This is a genomic window from Pseudomonas sp. JV241A, from assembly GCF_900275665.1.
Lineage (GTDB): Bacteria > Pseudomonadota > Gammaproteobacteria > Pseudomonadales > Pseudomonadaceae > Aquipseudomonas > Aquipseudomonas wadenswilerensis.
Genome location: NZ_OPYO01000029.1, coordinates 135,541 through 152,582 on the forward strand (window position 1 = coordinate 135,541; position 17,042 = coordinate 152,582).

A 17,042-nucleotide genomic window follows, 5' to 3' on the forward strand; every position below is an offset into this window, starting at 1 on the left:
CACCGGGCCTGACGCACTGATGCGCCAGGCCTCAGCGACCGTGATGAGCCAACCATTGTCCGGCCAGTTGCCGCGCACGCTGATCAGCGGCAAACACCGCATCAAGCGACTCGACGGCAACCACCGGCTCCTGATCGAGCACTTGTTCGATCATACTCGCGATCTCGGGGAAGCGGATGCGCCGCTGGAGAAATGCCTCCACCGCCACTTCGTTGGCCGCGTTGAGCATGGCCGGCGCGCTGTTACCCGCCTCGGCCGCCTCACGGGCCAGGCGCAGGCAAGGGAAACGCTGCTCGTCCGGCGCCTTGAAGTCCAGCCGGGCAATCGCGAACAGGTCCAGTGGCGCCACGCCCGAATCGATACGCTCCGGCCAAGCCAGAGCATTGGCGATCGGCGTGCGCATGTCCGGATTACCCAACTGGGCCAGCACCGAACCGTCGACATAATCGACCAGCGAGTGGATCACACTTTGCGGGTGCACCACCACCTCAACCTGGCTCGGCCGGGCATCGAACAGCCAGCAGGCCTCGATCAGCTCCAGGCCCTTGTTCATCATGCTCGCCGAGTCGACCGAGATCTTGCGCCCCATGGACCAGTTCGGGTGGGCGCAGGCCTGCTCGGGACTGACATCCACAAGCTCGGCCATCGGCGTTTCGCGAAACGGCCCGCCAGAGGCGGTCAACAGGATACGGCGCACGCCAACCTGAGCCAGGCCGCGGGAGTAATCACCCGGCAGGCACTGGAAGATCGCATTGTGCTCGCTGTCGATCGGCAGCAGCACCGCACCACTGCGACGTACCGCCTGCATGAACAAGGCGCCGGACATCACCAGCGCTTCCTTGTTGGCCAGCAACACCTTCTTGCCCGCCTCGACTGCCGCCAGGGTCGGGCACAGGCCCGCAGCGCCGACGATCGCGGCCATCACGGCATCCACCTCGGCAGCTGCGGCCACCTGGCACAAGCCCTCTTCGCCGACCAGCACTTCAGTGGCCAAGCCGGCTGCCGCCAGGCCTTCACGCAGTTGCTGCGCAGATTCGGCTGTCGGCACCACGGCAAACACCGGGGTATGGCGCACGCACAGGGCCAGCAGCTCTTGCAGGCGCGAATAACCGCTCAGGGCGAACACCTGGTAACGATCCGGATGGCGGGCAATCACATCGAGGGTGCTCAGGCCGATGGAGCCAGTCGCACCCAGCACGGTAATACGTTGCACGCCGCTCACATCGCGCCCCAATTGGCTGCCCAGAGCAGCACGGCAAACACCGGAATAGCCGCGGTGAGGCTGTCGATACGGTCCAGCACGCCACCGTGGCCGGGCAGCAGATTACTGCTGTCCTTGATCCCCGAGCGGCGCTTGAACATGCTTTCGGTCAGGTCGCCAACCACCGACACCAACACCACCACTGCAGCGCCGAACAGGCCAAGCATCAGCTCGCCTGCGCTCCAGTCACGGTAGATACCCACCGCAGCGGTGATGACCAGACTCAGGACCAGGCCGCCATAGACGCCTTCCCAGCTCTTGCCCGGGCTCACCTGCGGGGCCAGTTTGCGCTTGCCGAAGGCGCGGCCGGAGAAATACGCACCGATGTCCGCACCCCAGACCAGCACCATGACCGCCATGATCAGCCAGTTGCCCAGCGGCCACTGCTTGAGCAGCACCAGGCCTTGCCAGGCCGGCAGCAGGATCAGCAGCCCGATCAGCAGGCGGCAGGCAGCACTGGCCCACAGCTCGCTGCTGCGCGGATAGGTGAGCACCAGCCAGGTGGCCAGCCCCCACCACAATACCGACGCGCCCAGCACCCACGGTGCCAGGTCGGGCATCAGGTAGAGCAGCATCAGCAGCCCGGCGACGACCGCCGCATAGGCTACCCGCAGGGATTGCGCGACCAGGCCGGCCAGGCGTGCCCATTCCCAGGCGCCCAGGGTCACCACCACACCGATGAACAGGGCAAAATCGCCACCGTTCAGCAGGAAGAAGCCACACAAGGCGATCGGCAGCAGGATCAGCGCAGTAATGATGCGTTGTTTAAGCATTAAGCACGGGCTCCAGCTTCGACCTGCTCGCTGGTTTTCCCGAAGCGGCGCTGGCGCGAAGCGAAATCGGCCAGCGCGGTGCGCATGGCCTCGTGTTTGAAGTCCGGCCAGAACAGGTCGGAAAAGTACAACTCGGCGTAGGCCAGCTGCCACAACAGGAAATTGCTGATGCGGCGCTCACCACCGGTACGGATGCACAGATCGGGCAGCGGCAGGTCGCCTGTGGCCAGGCAGGTCTGCAGCAGCTCGGGGGTGATATCGTCCGGACGCAGGTGACCGGCCTGGACTTCCCGCGCCAGGCGCTGGGCGGCCTGGGCGATATCCCACTGACCGCCATAGTTGGCGGCGATCTGCAGGATGAAGCGGTTGCTGCCAGCGGTCAGCGCTTCGGCTTCACGCATGGCGGCCTGCAGCTCAGGGTGAAAGCGCGAGCGGTCACCGATGATGCGCAGGCTGATGTTGTTGTCGTTGAGGCGCTTGGCTTCCCGGCGCAAGGCCGAGAAGAACAGCTCCATCAACGCCCCGACCTCTTCAGCCGGGCGCTGCCAGTTTTCACTGGAAAAGGCGAACAGGGTCAGCACCTCGACCTTGGCCTCGGCGCATACCTCGATGACCGCGCGCACCGCGTCCACACCGGCCTTATGCCCGGCGACACCGGGCAACAGGCGCTTCTTCGCCCAGCGATTATTCCCATCCATGATGATCGCGACATGGCGCGGCACCGATGGGGACACACCTTGCTTGGTCTTTTCCATTGAAAAAAGTCCCGACCCTTAAACGGCCATCAGGTCCTTTTCTTTCTGCTTGACGGCAACTTCGATCTCAGCCACGAATTTGTCAGTCAGCTTCTGGATTTCGTCGGCGGCACGGCGTTCGTCGTCTTCGCTGATTTCCTTTTCCTTGACCAGATCCTTGAGCTGGCTCAGTGCATCGCGACGGATATTGCGCACGGCAATACGGCCATCTTCAGCGGCGTCACGAGCCTGCTTGGTGAAACCCTTGCGGGTCTCTTCGGTCAGCGCCGGCATGGTGATCAGCAGCAACTCGCCCAGGTTGGTCGGGTTGAGGTTCAGACCCGCACTGCCGATAGCCTTGTCGACAGCGCCCAGCATATTGCGCTCGAACGCCACGACCTGCAGGGTACGGGCATCTTTCACGGTGATGTTGGCCACTTGCTTGATCGGCGTATCGGCACCGTAGTAAGGAACCATCACACCTTCCAGAACGCTAGGATGCGCCTGGCCAGTACGGATTCGGCTGAAAGCGTGCGCCAAGGACTCCAGCGACTTTTGCATGCGCTCTTGAGCGTCTTTCTTGATTTCGTTGATCATTTTTGAACTTCCTCGATCAGAGTTCCTTCAGCGCCGCCATGCACGATGTTCAGCAGGGCGCCGGGCTTGTTCATGTTGAAGACGCGCAGCGGCATCTTGTGGTCGCGGCACAGGCAGATTGCCGTCAGGTCCATCACGCCCAGCTTGCGATCCAGCACTTCATCGTAGGTCAGATGATCGAACTTCTCGGCATGCGGGTCTTTGAATGGATCTGCAGTGTATACACCATCGACCTTGGTTGCCTTCAATACCACGTCGGCATCGATTTCGATGGCGCGCAGGCAAGCGGCGGAGTCAGTGGTGAAGAACGGGTTGCCGGTACCGGCAGCGAAGATGACCACTTCTTTCGAGTTCAGGTGGCGCATGGCTTTGCGGCGATCATAGTGATCGGTCACGCCTACCATGGAGATGGCCGACATGACGATCGCGGTAATGTTCGCCCGCTCCAGCGCATCGCGCATGGCCAGGGCATTCATTACGGTCGCCAGCATGCCCATGTGGTCGCCAGTGACGCGGTCCATGCCGGCTGCACTGAGCGCCGCGCCACGGAACAGGTTGCCACCACCGATCACCAAGCCTACCTGAACACCAATGCCGACCAGTTGGCCGACTTCCAGCGCCATGCGATCCAGGACCTTGGGGTCGATCCCGAACTCTTCCGAGCCCATCAGGGCCTCGCCGCTAAGCTTGAGTAGAATGCGTTTATAGCGAGCTTGATAACCACTGCCCTGCTGAGCCATTGCGAATCTCTCCTGCGGCGTTTGTAAAAAAATCTGGCGGGCTGTTTTCAGCCTGCGCGTAACTCTAGCGTGGCGCAGCTACTGCGCCAGCGAAAGGCGGTCTCGTAAACCGCTCCCGCTTTGACAAAGAGGCTGCGCGCGTGAGCGGGCAGCCTCTTCGGGGCGACAGAGGTGAATCTGTCTTATTGCTTGGCAGCAGCCAGCTGAGCGGCAACTTCTTCAGCGAAGTTGTCGACCGGCTTCTCGATGCCTTCGCCTACTTTGAAGTAGGTGAAGGAAACGATTTCAGCGCCAGCTTTCTTGGCCAGCTCACCGACCTTGATTTCCGGGTTCATGACGAACGCTTGCTCGACCAGGCTGGCTTCGGCCAGGAACTTCGAGATACGGCCTTTGACCATGTTCTCGACGATGTTCTCAGGCTTGCCCTTGATCTTCTCTTCGTTCAGGGTCAGGAAGACGTTCTTCTCGCGCTCGATCGCTTCAGCCGAAACTTCCGATGGCAGCAGGAACTCAGGGTTGCTTGCAGCCACGTGCATGGCGATTTCTTTGGCCAGCTGGACGTCGCCGCCCTTCAGGACAACAGCAACACCGATCTTGTTGCCGTGCAGGTAGGTGCCGACAACGTCACCTTCAACGCGCACCAGGCGACGGATGTTGACGTTCTCGCCAACCTTGGCAACCAGGGCTTCACGAGCCGATTCGCGGGAAGCGATCAGCGGAGCCGCGTCAGTCAGCTTCTCGGCGAAGGCTTGCTCAACGCTTTCGGCTACGAAGGTTTTGAAGTCGTCTTGCAGGGCCAGGAAGTCGGTCTGCGAGTTGACTTCCAGCAGAACGGCGGACTTGTCGTCGGCCTTGATGGCGATAGCGCCTTCAGCGGCAACGTTGCCGGCCTTTTTAGCGGCCTTGATGGCGCCCGAAGCGCGCATGTCGTCAATGGCTTTCTCGATGTCGCCGCCGGCCTTTTCCAGGGCCTTTTTGCAATCCATCATGCCTTCGCCGGTACGCTCACGCAGTTCTTTGACCAGCGCTGCAGTAATTGCTGCCATTTCAAATTCCTCTTGGATAGGTTTTCAACCATTCCACCCGATACTTGACGGGCGTTCAATTCTGTAAATCCACTTACCAGCACTCATGCAGTAACAAGATTGCAACGGCGATGCTGACAAGAGGATTTCAAGGTGGCAAAAAGGGGGCAAAGCCCCCTTTTCGCGTGCCGAGTAGACGCTAAGCGTCAGCTACTCAGGCTTCGGCAGCCGGTGCTGCTGCTTCTTCGGCGTACACTTCGGTACCGCCAGCAACGTTGTTGCGGCCACGGATAACGGCGTCAGCCATCGAACCCATGTACAGCTGGATAGCGCGGATGGCGTCATCGTTACCTGGGATGATGTAGTCAACGCCTTCTGGGCTGGAGTTGGTATCGACAACGCCGATGACCGGGATGCCCAGCTTGTTGGCTTCGGTGATAGCGATGCGCTCGTGGTCAACGTCGATCACGAACAGGGCATCAGGCAGGCCGCCCATGTCCTTGATACCACCCAGGCTGCGATCCAGTTTTTCCAGATCGCGCGAACGCATCAGGGCTTCTTTCTTGGTCAGCTTGGCGAAAGTGCCGTCTTCGGACTGGACTTCCAGGTCGCGCAGACGCTTGATCGAAGCACGGATGGTCTTGTAGTTGGTCAGCATGCCGCCCAACCAGCGGTGATCGACGTACGGCGAACCGCAACGTGCTGCTTCTTCAGCAACGATCTTGCCAGCGGAACGCTTGGTGCCGACGAACAGAATCTTGTTTTTGCCCTGGGCCAGGCGCTCTACGAAGGTCAGTGCCTCGTTGAACATTGGCAGGGTTTTTTCAAGGTTGATGATGTGAATCTTGTTACGCGCGCCGAAAATGTACTTACCCATTTTCGGATTCCAGTAACGGGTTTGGTGACCGAAGTGCACACCGGCCTTCAGCATATCGCGCATGTTGACTTGGGACATGATAGTTCCTTGATAAGTCGGGTTGGGCCTCCACGTATCCCAATGACCAACCCGCGACCCTAAGATCGAAGGCACCCAGGTCATCGTGTCGACACGTGTGTGGGTTTAGTGCTTCCGGAGCTATCCCCGGAAAGCGGCGCATTTTATACCACAGATGCCCGCCAAGCGAAACCCGAATTACCATAGAACGTCACAGGCTTTTGCACACACCGCCCATTAGCGCCAGAATGGCCCTTATATAAAGGCTGTATCAGCGCCATAGCCGCCTGAATCGGGCATGGCTCTGTTAGAATCCGGCCTTTCCCCAGATTATTCGCGCCTTGCTGCGCCGTAGAGAGCCTGTAATGACCGTTACCATCAAAACCGCCGAAGACATCGAAAAGATGCGCGTCGCCGGCCGTCTGGCCGCCGAAGTCCTGGAGATGATCGAAGAGCACGTCAAGCCCGGTGTCACCACCGAAGCGCTCGACCGCCTGTGCCACGACTACATCGTCAACGTCCAGAAAGCGATCCCGGCGCCACTCAACTACAAGGGTTTCCCCAAGTCGATCTGCACCTCGGTCAACCACGTGGTCTGTCACGGCATCCCCGGTGACAAACCGCTCAAGGATGGCGACACCCTGAACATCGACGTCACGGTGATCAAGGACGGCTACCACGGCGACACTAGCCGCATGTTCCACGTCGGCAGCGTGCCGGTGTGGGCCGAGCGCCTGTCCCAGGTCACCCAGGAATGCATGTACAAGGCCATCGAACTGGTCAAGCCGGGCTGCCGCCTGGGCGACATCGGTGAAGTGATCCAGAAGCACGCGGAAAAGAACGGCTTCTCGGTGGTGCGCGAGTTCTGCGGCCACGGCATCGGCAAGGTGTTCCACGAAGAGCCGCAGATCCTGCACTACGGCCGCGCCGGCACCGGCATGGAGCTCAAGGAAGGCATGACCTTCACCATCGAGCCGATGATCAACCAGGGCAAGGCCGACACCAAGGTGCTGGGCGACGGCTGGACCGCCATCACCAAGGACCGCAAGCTCTCGGCCCAGTGGGAGCACACCCTGGTGGTGACCGCGACCGGTTACGAAATCTTCACCCTGCGTAAAGACGACACTATTCCGCGCACATCGGCCTGACTCTTACAGGAAAGCCTCTCGATGCCCCAGGTGGATCCCGAGCTGTTCGATCGCGGCCAGTTCCAGGCGGAACTGGCCCTCAAGGCAAGCCCCATCGCTGCCTTCAAGAAAGCCATCCGCCAGGCCGGCGAGGTGCTCGACAACCGTTTTCGCAGCGGTCGCGAGATCCGCCGGCTGATCGAGGACCGCGCCTGGTTCGTCGACAACATCCTGCAACAGGCCTGGAATCAGTTCACCTGGAGCGAAGACGCCGATATTGCCCTGATCGCCACCGGCGGTTACGGGCGCGGCGAACTGCACCCCTACTCCGACATCGACCTGTTGATCCTGCTCGACAGCGCCGACCATGAAGTCTTTCGTGACTCGATCGAACGCTTTTTGACCCTGCTCTGGGACATTGGCCTGGAAGTGGGCCAGAGCGTGCGCTCAGTCGATGAATGCGCCGAACAGGCCCGCGCCGACCTGACGGTTGTCACCAACCTGATGGAAAGCCGCACCATCGCCGGCCCCGAGCACCTGCGCCAGCGCATGCTCGAGGTGACCAGCACCGCGCACATGTGGCCGAGCAAGGAATTCTTCCTGGCCAAGCGTGCCGAGCAAAAGGCCCGGCACCACAAGTACAACGACACCGAGTACAACCTGGAGCCCAACGTCAAGGGCTCACCGGGCGGGCTGCGCGACATCCAGACGGTACTGTGGATCGCCCGCCGCCAATACGGCACCCTCAACCTGCATGCCCTGGCCGGCGAAGGCTTCTTGCTGGAAAGCGAGAACAACCTGCTGGCCTCGTCCCAGGAGTTTCTCTGGAAGGTGCGCTACGCCCTGCACATGCTGGCCGGGCGCGCCGAAGACCGCCTGCTGTTCGATCACCAGCGCAGCATCGCCGCCCTGCTCGGTTTTGGCGACGAGAACCCCAAGCGCGCCATCGAACAGTTCATGCAGCAGTACTACCGGGTGGTGATGAGCATCGCCGAGCTCAGCGACCTGATCATCCAGCACTTCGAAGAAGTCATCCTGGACGACGACAGCGGCAGCGCCCAGCCGCTGAATGCGCGCTTCCAGCTCCACGACGGCTATATCGAGGCAGTGCGCACCAACGTTTTCAAGCGCACGCCGTTCGCCATGCTGGAAATCTTCGTGCTGATGGCCCAGCACCCGGAAATCAAGGGCGTGCGCGCCGACACCATTCGCCTGCTGCGTGAACACCGGCACCTGATCGACGACGACTTTCGTAACGATATCCGCAACACCAGCCTGTTCATCGAGCTGTTCAAGTGCGAGATCGGTATCCACCGCAACTTGCGACGAATGAACCGCTACGGCATTCTCGGCCGCTACTTGCCGGAGTTCGGCCTGATCATCGGGCAGATGCAGCACGACCTGTTCCACATCTATACAGTCGATGCGCACACCCTGAACCTGATCAAGCACCTGCGCAAACTGCAGTACACCCCGGTTTCGGAGAAATTCCCGCTGGCCAGCAAGCTCATGGGCCGCTTGCCCAAGCCGGAGCTGATCTACCTGGCCGGGCTCTACCACGACATCGGCAAGGGCCGCCAGGGCGACCATTCGGAGCTGGGCGCAGTGGATGCCCAGGCCTTCTGTGCACGCCATCAGTTGCCGAGCTGGGATAGCCGCCTGATTGTCTGGCTGGTGCAACATCACCTGGTGATGTCGACCACTGCCCAGCGCAAGGACCTCTCCGACCCGCAAGTGATCCACGACTTCGCCCAACTGGTCGGCGATGAAACCCGCCTGGACTACCTCTACGTGCTGACCGTGGCGGATATCAACGCCACCAACCCGAGCCTGTGGAACTCCTGGCGCGCCAGCCTGCTGCGCCAGCTCTACACCGAGACCAAGCGCGCCCTGCGCCGCGGCCTGGAAAACCCGCTGGACCGCGAAGAACAGATTCGCCAGACCCAGGGCGCGGCCCTGGACATCCTCATTCGCGAGGGCACCGACCCGGACGACGTCGAGCAACTGTGGTCGCAGCTGGGCGATGACTACTTTCTGCGCCATACCGCCGCCGACGTCGCCTGGCACAGCGATGCCATCCTTCAGCAGCCGGCCGATGGCGGACCACTGGTACTGATCAAGGAAACCACCCAGCGCGAGTTCGAGGGCGGCACCCAGATCTTCATCTATGCCCCCGACCAGCACGACTTCTTCGCCGTGACCGTGGCGGCCATGGACCAGCTCAACCTGAACATCCATGACGCGCGGATCATCACCTCGAGCAGCCAGTTCACCCTCGACACCTATATCGTGCTCGACAACGATGGCGGCTCTATCGGCGACAATCCCGTGCGGGTCAAGCAGATTCGCGACGGCTTGACCGACGCCCTGCGCAACCCCGACGACTACCCGACCATCATTCAGCGCCGGGTACCGCGCCAGCTCAAGCACTTCACCTTTGCCCCGCAGGTGACCATCCATAACGATGCCCAGCGCCCGGTGACCATCCTCGAACTCAGCGCCCCCGACCGCCCCGGCCTGCTGGCGCGGATCGGCAAGATCTTCCTGGAGTTCGACCTGTCGCTGCAAAATGCCAAGATTGCCACCCTCGGCGAACGGGTCGAAGACGTGTTCTTCATTACCGACGCCGACAACCAGCCCCTGTCCGACCCGCAACTGTGCAGCCGCCTGCAGGATGCGATCGTCGAGCAACTGCGCGTCGACCAGGCGACCGGGGTGCCTTTGACCCGCCTGACCATTTGACCGTTTGACGAGACCTTGCGCCGATGAACAATGCTTTGAACCAGCTTCAGCCCTACCCGTTCGAGAAACTCCGTGCGCTGCTCGGCAGCGTTCAGCCAGCAGCGGACAAACGCGCCATTGCCCTGTCGATCGGTGAACCGAAGCATGAGTCGCCGGCCTTCGTCGCCCAAGCCCTGGCCGACAGCCTCAAGCAGATGGCCGTGTACCCGACCACTGTCGGCCTGCCGGCCCTGCGCCAGGCCATTACCCGCTGGTGCGAACAACGCTTTGGCGTGCCGGCCGGCTGGCTGGATGCCGACAAACACGTGCTGCCGGTCAACGGCACCCGTGAAGCGCTGTTCGCCTTCACCCAGGCCGTGGTCAATCGCAGCGACGACGGCCTGGTGATCAGCCCCAACCCGTTCTACCAGATCTACGAAGGCGCAGCCCTGCTGGCCGGCGCCACCCCGCACTACCTGCCGTGCCTGGACAGCAACGGCTTCAACCCGGATTTCGACGCGGTGTCGGCCGAGACCTGGCAGCGCTGCCAGATACTTTTCCTCTGCTCCCCAGGCAACCCCACCGGCGCCCTGGTGCCGATGGAGACCCTGAAAAAGCTGATTGCCCTGGCCGACCAGTACGATTTCGTGATCGCCGCCGACGAGTGCTACAGCGAGCTGTACTTCGACGAGCAAAGCCCGCCGCCGGGCCTGCTCAGCGCCTGCGTGGAACTGGGCCGCAGCGACTTCAAGCGTTGCGTGGTGTTCCACAGCCTGTCCAAGCGCTCCAACCTGCCGGGCCTGCGCTCAGGCTTCGTGGCCGGCGACGCCGAGATCATCAAGCCGTTCCTGCTCTACCGCACCTACCACGGCTGCGCCATGCCGGTACAAACCCAGCTGGCGAGCATTGCCGCCTGGAACGATGAAGAACACGTGCTGGCCAACCGCGACCTGTACCGCGAAAAGTTCGATGCAGTACTGGCGATCCTCGCCCCGGTACTGGACGTTCAGCGTCCGGACGGCGGCTTCTACCTGTGGGCCAAGGTGCCAGGCGATGACGCCGCGTTCACCCGTGACCTGTTCGAAGCCCAACACGTGACCGTGGTGCCGGGTTCGTACCTGTCGCGCGAAGTGGATGGCGTCAACCCGGGTGCCGGGCGGGTGCGCATGGCATTGGTAGCGCCATTGGCCGAGTGTGTAGAAGCAGCCGAGCGGATTCGCGCGTTCTTGCAGAAGTAAACGGCCCCATCGCGGGGCAAGCCCGCTCCCACAGATGATGGTAGGAGCGGGCTTGCCCCGCAATGCTTTACTTCACCGGCCCCAGATTCGCCTCACTCATATCCAGCTCCCCCAGCACCTGACGCACCACGTCATCACCGATCTGATGCTGGCGATGCAGGTTGTACAGCTCCAGACGCTGGGCCCGCAGCGCGCGCAGGCGCAAGCGCCGTTCGAGTTGGTCCATTTGCGCGGCCAGGGCCTGGGCTTCGGCGCTGTCGTTGAAGGTATCGAGCTGATGCCGGTATTCAGCCATCAACCGCGCCTTGAGTTCAGCCGCCAGCGCTGCCTGGGAGGCATCCAGCGGGGTACCGGCCTCGGCCAGATCTTCTGCCTCAAGCGCGTGAATCGCCGCCTCGGCCGTGCGTCGCCAGGCCTCCTGGGCTTCCTGGCGCAGGGCGTCATCCGGGCTTTTGGTGACACCGCGCAACAGCAGCGGCAAGGCGATGCAGGCGGCGACCAGCGACAGTAGAATCACCCCGGCAGCGATGAAAATCAGCAGATCGCGCTCCGGGAAGTCCTTGCCGGCGCTGATCAACAGCGGCACCGACATGACACCGGCCAGGGTCACTGCCCCGCGCACGCCGCCGACGGTCAACAACCAGCAGGAACGGGCGTTGGGCACCAGCACCAGGTCTTCTTTACCGCGCCAGCGGCGGATCACGCCAATCAGGCGCCAGATGCTCTGCACCCAGATAAAGCGCAGGGCCAGCAGTACCGCAAAGATCGCCACTACATCCAGGCAGCGCCATAGCAAGGTCGGCCACAGCGAGGCTTCGTGACTGGTCACCGCCTTGATGATGTCGGGCAACTGCAAGCCCAACAACAGAAAGATCAGACCGTTGAAAGCGAACTCCAGCAGCGACCAGACGCTGCGGTTGAGCAGGCGCGTGCTGGTCTGCCGGGGCAGCAGGTCGAGCCAGCTCTGCATCATCCCCGCCGCTACCGCCGAGAGAATGCCGGAGGCACCCAGGCGCTCGGCCAGCACATAAGCGGCAAACGGCAGCAGCAACATGAACACGACATGGGTGGCCGGGTCATCCCAGCCGCGGGCGATCATCCAGGCGCGCAGGCGGCCGACCAGCCAGCTCAGGGCCACACCGATGGCCAGGCCACCGACGGCGACCAGCACGAAGGTCAGGCTGGCCTCGGCCAGGGAGAACACGCCGGTGATTGCCGCCGCCAGGGCGAACTTGAAGGTCACCAGGCCCGAGGCGTCGTTCATCAGCGCCTCGCCCTGGAGCATGTGCATCAGGGGCGTCGGCAGGCGGTCCTGGGTGATTGCCGAGACCGCCACGGCGTCGGTGGGCGACAGTACCGCCGCCAGGGCAAAGGCCACCGGCAGAGGAATGCTGGGCAGGATCCAGTGAATGAAATAGCCGGCACCTACTACGGTAAACAGGACCAGGCCGACCGCCAGGGTCAGGATCGGCCCGCGTAGCCGCCAGAGGTCGCGCTTGGGCATCCGCCAGCCATCGGAAAACAGCAGCGGTGGCAGGAACAAGAACAGAAACAATTCCGGGTCCAGGGCCACGTGCAGGCCCAGGGTCGGCCACGCCAGCAAGGCGCCAGCGGCAATCTGTACCAGCGGCAGGGGCAGCGGGATCATCCGCCCGACCAGTTTGGAAACACTCACCAGCATCAGCAGGATGAGAACGGTGTAGGCTGATTGCATTCAGCGAGTCCTGTTCAATTCAAACGCATTCAATAACTTATGCGGGGCTGGGCACGGCATTGCCATTGAAACGACATATTAGCCGCTTAGGCTGCCGGCGCACCGCTGCACAAAAGTCGCAGAACCGTCCAGAACCTGTAACACAATGCTACAAAGAGCCGTGGCAACGCCAACCCAAAGCCGCCGACCATGGCATAATCCTTCACCATTTTTTCCCAGGGGGGCAAGACATGACCAAACGCGACACGCCATTGCACCTTTATGGAATCAAGGCCTGCGACACCATGAAGAAAGCCCGCACCTGGCTCGAAAACCAGGGCCTGGGCTACGATTTCCACGACTACAAGACCCAGGGCATTGACCGTGCGAGCCTTGAGCGCTGGTGCAATGAACATGGCTGGCAAACAGTACTCAACCGTGCTGGCACCACCTTCCGCAAACTAGACGACGCCCAGAAGGCCGATCTCGACCAGCTCAAGGCCATCGAACTGATGCTGGCCCAACCGTCGATGATCAAGCGCCCTGTGCTCGACCTCGGTAAGCGGACCCTGGTCGGCTTCAAGCCTGATCTGTACGCGGCCGCCCTTCAGTAACCCGGCGCCGAGCTTTCATTCAATTTCGCAAGAGGTAACTGCATGTCCACTTCCCTGTTCAGCCTGGCCTTCGGTGTCGGCACCCAGAACCGTCAAGGCGCCTGGCTGGAAGTCTTCTACGCACAACCGCTGATCAACCCGGCTGCCGAACTGGTCGCTGCCATCGCCCCGGTCCTGGGCTATGAAGGCGGCAACCAGGCGATCGCCTTCAGCACCAGCCAGGCTGCCCAGCTGGCCGAAGCCCTCAAGGGTGTCGATGCTGCCCAGGCCGCACTGCTGACCCGCCTGGCCGAAAGCAACAAGCCGCTGGTAGTCACCCTGCTGGCCGAAGACGCCGCGCTGACGTCCACCCCGGAAGCCTACCTGAAGCTGCACCTGCTTTCGCACCGCCTGGTCAAGCCACACGGCCTGAACCTGGCCGGTATCTTCCCGCTGCTGCCGAACGTGGCCTGGACCAGCCAGGGCGCCGTCGACCTGGCGGAGCTTGCCGAGCAGCAACTGGAAGCTCGCCTGAAGGGCGAGCTGCTGGAAGTGTTCTCGGTGGACAAGTTCCCGAAAATGACCGATTACGTAGTCCCTGCCGGCGTGCGTATTGCCGACAGCGCCCGTGTACGCCTGGGCGCCTACATCGGCGAAGGCACCACCATCATGCACGAAGGCTTCGTCAACTTTAACGCCGGCACCGAAGGCCCGGGCATGATCGAAGGCCGCGTTTCCGCGGGCGTCTTCGTCGGCAAGGGTTCGGACCTGGGCGGCGGCTGCTCGACCATGGGCACCCTGTCCGGCGGCGGCAACATTGTCATCAAGGTTGGCGAAGGCTGCCTGATCGGCGCCAACGCCGGTATCGGCATCCCGCTGGGCGACCGCAACACCGTTGAAGCCGGCCTGTACATCACTGCCGGCACCAAGGTGAACCTGCTGGACGAGAACAACCAGTTGGTCAAGGTCGTCAAAGCCCGCGACCTGGCCGGCCAGACCGACCTGCTGTTCCGCCGCAACTCGCTGAACGGTGCCGTGGAGTGCAAGACCCACAAGTCGGCCATCGAGCTGAACGAAGCGCTGCACGCCCACAACTAAGTGGTACCATCGGGTCTGGCCTAACGCCAGGCCCGATTTTCAGGTCCGATCATCATGTTCCAGCCCTCCCCCTGGCGCGCTGACTTTCCAGCCATCGACGCCCTGCAACGCCAGCACCAGACCTACCTGGACAGCGCCGCTACCACGCAAAAACCGCAAATCCTGCTCGATGCCCTGAGCCACTACTACGGCCATGGTGCTGCCAATGTGCACCGTGCCCAACACTTGCCCGGCGCCCTGGCGACCCAAGCCTTCGAACGCAGCCGGGAAAAGGTCGCCGGCTGGCTGAACGCCGTCGACAGCCAGCAAATCGTCTTCACCCATGGCGCCACCTCGGCCCTGAACCTGCTCGCCTATGGGCTTGAGCCGCTGTTCGAGGCCGGTGACGAAATTGCCATTAGCGCCCTGGAGCACCACGCCAACCTGCTGCCCTGGCAACAGTTGGCACAGCGCCGCGGACTCAAGCTGGTGGTGCTGCCACTGGACAGCCGCGGCCTGATCGACCTCAACATCGCCCTGCAACTGATTGGCCCGCGCACCCGGGTGCTGGCGGTCAGCCAGTTGTCCAACGTACTTGGTGCCTGGCAGCCGCTGGAGCCCCTGCTGGCCCATGCCCAGGCCCAGGGCGCGCTCACCGTGGTCGATGGCGCCCAGGGCGTGGTCCACGGCCGTCATGACGTACGCCAGCTGGGCTGTGACTTCTACGTATTCTCCAGCCACAAGCTGTATGGCCCTGACGGCGTCGGCGTGCTCTACGGCCGCAGCGAGGCCCTGGCGCGCCTGCGTCATTGGCAATTCGGCGGCGAGATGGTGCAGATCGCCGACTACCACAGCGCCAGCTTTCGCCCGGCGCCGCTGGGCTTCGAAGCCGGTACCCCGCCGATTGCCAGCGTGATCGGCCTCGGAGCCAGTCTCGATTACCTGGCGGGGCTCGATGCCCATGCGGTCGCCGAGCATGAAGCCGGCCTGCACCGGCATCTGCTGCGCGGCCTCAACGACCGCGAAGGCATCCGCCTGCTTGGCCAGCCGCAACTGGCCCTGGCCAGCTTCGTGGTCGACGGTGTGCACAACGCTGATCTGGCCCATATGCTCACCGAACAAGGCATCGCCGTGCGCGCCGGCCATCACTGCGCCATGCCATTGCTCAAAAGCCTCGGCCTGGACGGTGCGATCCGCGTGTCCCTGGGCTTGTACAACGACTCCGACGACTTGCAGCGTTTCTTCGAAGCTCTGGATCAAGCCCTGGAGTTGCTGCGATGAGCCTGCCGATGGCCGCACAGGAAGCCCTGAATGTCTTCGAACAGGCGGCCGGCTGGGAACAGCGCGCACGGTTGCTGATGCAATGGGGCGAGCGTCTGGCGCCCTTGAGCGAAGAGGAAAAGTCCGAATCCAATCGTGTTCATGGCTGCGAAAGCCAGGTCTGGCTGGTGGCCGAGCAGCAGGACGGCCAGTGGCGCTTCAAGGGTGCCAGCGATGCGCGGATCATCCGCGGCTTGCTGGCGCTGCTGCTGGTACGGGTCGAAGGGCTGTCCAGCGCCGAACTGGCGCAACTGGATCTGCCCGCCTGGTTCAATCAGCTGGGCCTGGGCCGCCAGCTCTCGCCTTCGCGCAGCAACGGCCTGAACGCCGTGCTGCAACGCATGTCTCAGCTCGCCGCGGGCGCCTGAGCCTTGCGCTCGGACGGGCGGCGGGCGCCGCCCACAAGCTTTTCCACCGCCTTGCTGGCGGCGACCATGCCGAAGGTTGCAGTGACCATCATCACCGCGCCGAAGCCGCCGGAGCAGTCCAGCTTAACCCCCTCGCCGACAAAGCTCTTCTGCAGGCAGACGCTGCCGTCGCCTTTGGGGTAGCGCAGCTGTTCGGTGGAGAACACACAGGGCACGCTGTAGTTGCGGGTCACCGTGCGGGAAAAACCATAATCGCGACGCAGGGTCGAACGCACCCGCGAAGCCAGCGGGTCGTTGAAGGTCTTGTTCAGGTCGGCGACGCGGATCTGGGTCGGATCGATCTGCCCTCCAGCACCACCGGTGCTGATGATGGTGACCTTGTGGCGCTTGCACCAGCCAATCAGCGCGGCCTTGGCCATGACGCTGTCGATGCAGTCGATCACACAGTCGATGTGCTCACCGATGTACTCGGGCAGGGTTTCCTTGGTGACGAAATCCACCACCGCATGCACCTTGCACGCCGGGTTGATGGCCCGCAGGCGCTCGGCCATGACCTCGGCCTTGGCGCGGCCGATATTGCCCTCCTGGGCATGCAACTGACGGTTGGTATTGCTGACGCAGACATCATCGAGGTCGAACAGGGAGATTTCGCCCACGCCGCTACGGGCCATGGCTTCGGCCGCCCAGGAGCCGACCCCGCCGATACCGACGATGGCCACGTGGGCCTCGCGCAGGCGCTGCAGGCCGTTGTCACCGTACAACCGGGCGACACCGGCAAAGCGTGGATCTTCTGTACTCATGGCCCAACCCCGAAAAAACCGGCGCGTATTATAGGCCTCTT

The 17,042-nt window shown here is 62.5% G+C and carries 16 protein-coding genes; 7 read left to right on the plus strand and 9 right to left on the minus strand.

The genetic code is table 11. The features are described from left to right. Nucleotides 1-31: 31 nt before the first annotated feature. The 7 genes from ispC to rpsB all read right to left on the minus strand — a co-directional run bounded on the left by ispC (nucleotide 32) and on the right by rpsB (nucleotide 6,085). Nucleotides 32-1,222, minus strand: coding sequence for a 1-deoxy-D-xylulose-5-phosphate reductoisomerase (gene ispC, locus JV241A_RS19065; RefSeq protein WP_134064014.1), 1,191 nt, complete (start codon nucleotides 1,220-1,222; stop codon nucleotides 32-34). Next, nucleotides 1,219-2,034, minus strand: a complete 816-nt coding sequence (locus JV241A_RS19070; RefSeq protein WP_115088383.1) for a phosphatidate cytidylyltransferase — start codon at nucleotides 2,032-2,034, stop codon at nucleotides 1,219-1,221. Before JV241A_RS19070 ends, ispC begins: the two co-directional genes overlap by 4 nt. Beyond that, complete coding sequence (uppS, locus tag JV241A_RS19075; RefSeq protein WP_115088384.1) at nucleotides 2,034-2,789, minus strand: polyprenyl diphosphate synthase; 756 nt, start codon at nucleotides 2,787-2,789, stop codon at nucleotides 2,034-2,036. Before uppS ends, JV241A_RS19070 begins: the two co-directional genes overlap by 1 nt. Before the next feature lie 18 nt (nucleotides 2,790-2,807). Further along, nucleotides 2,808-3,365 carry a ribosome recycling factor gene (gene frr, locus JV241A_RS19080; RefSeq protein WP_038996742.1) on the minus strand — a complete coding sequence of 186 codons (558 nt, stop codon included), beginning with the start codon at nucleotides 3,363-3,365 and terminating at the stop codon, nucleotides 2,808-2,810. Beyond that, nucleotides 3,362-4,105 (minus strand): UMP kinase, encoded by a 744-nt coding sequence (gene pyrH / locus JV241A_RS19085; protein WP_038614006.1) that lies wholly within the window; start codon nucleotides 4,103-4,105, stop codon nucleotides 3,362-3,364. The genes frr and pyrH overlap by 4 nt, the downstream gene beginning before the upstream one ends. Before the next feature lie 182 nt (nucleotides 4,106-4,287). Further along, nucleotides 4,288-5,151: a translation elongation factor Ts gene (gene tsf, locus JV241A_RS19090; protein WP_115088385.1), complete on the minus strand. Its 864-nt coding sequence runs from the start codon at nucleotides 5,149-5,151 to the stop codon at nucleotides 4,288-4,290. Between the two features lie 193 nt (nucleotides 5,152-5,344). Further along, complete coding sequence (rpsB, locus tag JV241A_RS19095; RefSeq protein WP_115088386.1) at nucleotides 5,345-6,085, minus strand: 30S ribosomal protein S2; 741 nt, start codon at nucleotides 6,083-6,085, stop codon at nucleotides 5,345-5,347. Between the two features lie 344 nt (nucleotides 6,086-6,429). Here rpsB and map point away from each other — a divergent pair, with 344 nt between their 5' ends. The 3 genes from map to dapC are packed head-to-tail and all read left to right on the plus strand — an operon-like array spanning nucleotide 6,430 to nucleotide 11,150. Next, nucleotides 6,430-7,212 (plus strand): type I methionyl aminopeptidase, encoded by a 783-nt coding sequence (gene map, locus JV241A_RS19100; protein ID WP_115088387.1) that lies wholly within the window; start codon nucleotides 6,430-6,432, stop codon nucleotides 7,210-7,212. 21 nt (nucleotides 7,213-7,233) lie between these two features. Then, entirely contained in the window at nucleotides 7,234-9,933 is a 2,700-nt protein-coding gene (locus tag JV241A_RS19105; RefSeq protein ID WP_115088388.1) for a [protein-PII] uridylyltransferase, read from the plus strand. A 23-nt stretch (nucleotides 9,934-9,956) separates the two neighbouring features. Continuing rightward, nucleotides 9,957-11,150, plus strand: a complete 1,194-nt coding sequence (gene dapC / locus JV241A_RS19110) for a succinyldiaminopimelate transaminase (RefSeq protein ID WP_115088389.1) — start codon at nucleotides 9,957-9,959, stop codon at nucleotides 11,148-11,150. 67 nt (nucleotides 11,151-11,217) lie between these two features. Here the strand turns inward: dapC and JV241A_RS19115 are convergent, their stop codons facing one another. After that, entirely contained in the window at nucleotides 11,218-12,864 is a 1,647-nt protein-coding gene (locus JV241A_RS19115; RefSeq protein ID WP_134064016.1) for a Na+/H+ antiporter, read from the minus strand. A 230-nt stretch (nucleotides 12,865-13,094) separates the two neighbouring features. Here JV241A_RS19115 and JV241A_RS19120 point away from each other — a divergent pair, with 230 nt between their 5' ends. The 4 genes from JV241A_RS19120 to JV241A_RS19135 are packed head-to-tail and all read left to right on the plus strand — an operon-like array spanning nucleotide 13,095 to nucleotide 16,201. After that, complete coding sequence (locus JV241A_RS19120; protein WP_115088392.1) at nucleotides 13,095-13,457, plus strand: ArsC family reductase; 363 nt, start codon at nucleotides 13,095-13,097, stop codon at nucleotides 13,455-13,457. Between the two features lie 42 nt (nucleotides 13,458-13,499). Further along, nucleotides 13,500-14,534, plus strand: coding sequence for a 2,3,4,5-tetrahydropyridine-2,6-dicarboxylate N-succinyltransferase (gene dapD, locus JV241A_RS19125; RefSeq protein ID WP_115088393.1), 1,035 nt, complete (start codon nucleotides 13,500-13,502; stop codon nucleotides 14,532-14,534). 54 nt (nucleotides 14,535-14,588) lie between these two features. Further along, a complete protein-coding gene (locus JV241A_RS19130) occupies nucleotides 14,589-15,794 on the plus strand; it encodes a cysteine desulfurase (protein ID WP_115088394.1) in 1,206 nt (401 codons plus the stop codon). Continuing rightward, on the plus strand, nucleotides 15,791-16,201 hold the full coding sequence (locus JV241A_RS19135; RefSeq protein WP_134064018.1) for a SufE family protein: 411 nt from the start codon (nucleotides 15,791-15,793) through the stop codon (nucleotides 16,199-16,201). Before JV241A_RS19130 ends, JV241A_RS19135 begins: the two co-directional genes overlap by 4 nt. Here JV241A_RS19135 and tcdA read toward each other — a convergent pair. Then, on the minus strand, nucleotides 16,180-17,001 hold the full coding sequence (tcdA, locus tag JV241A_RS19140) for a tRNA cyclic N6-threonylcarbamoyladenosine(37) synthase TcdA (RefSeq protein WP_134064020.1): 822 nt from the start codon (nucleotides 16,999-17,001) through the stop codon (nucleotides 16,180-16,182). The genes JV241A_RS19135 and tcdA overlap by 22 nt on opposite strands. Nucleotides 17,002-17,042 lie beyond the last annotated feature (41 nt).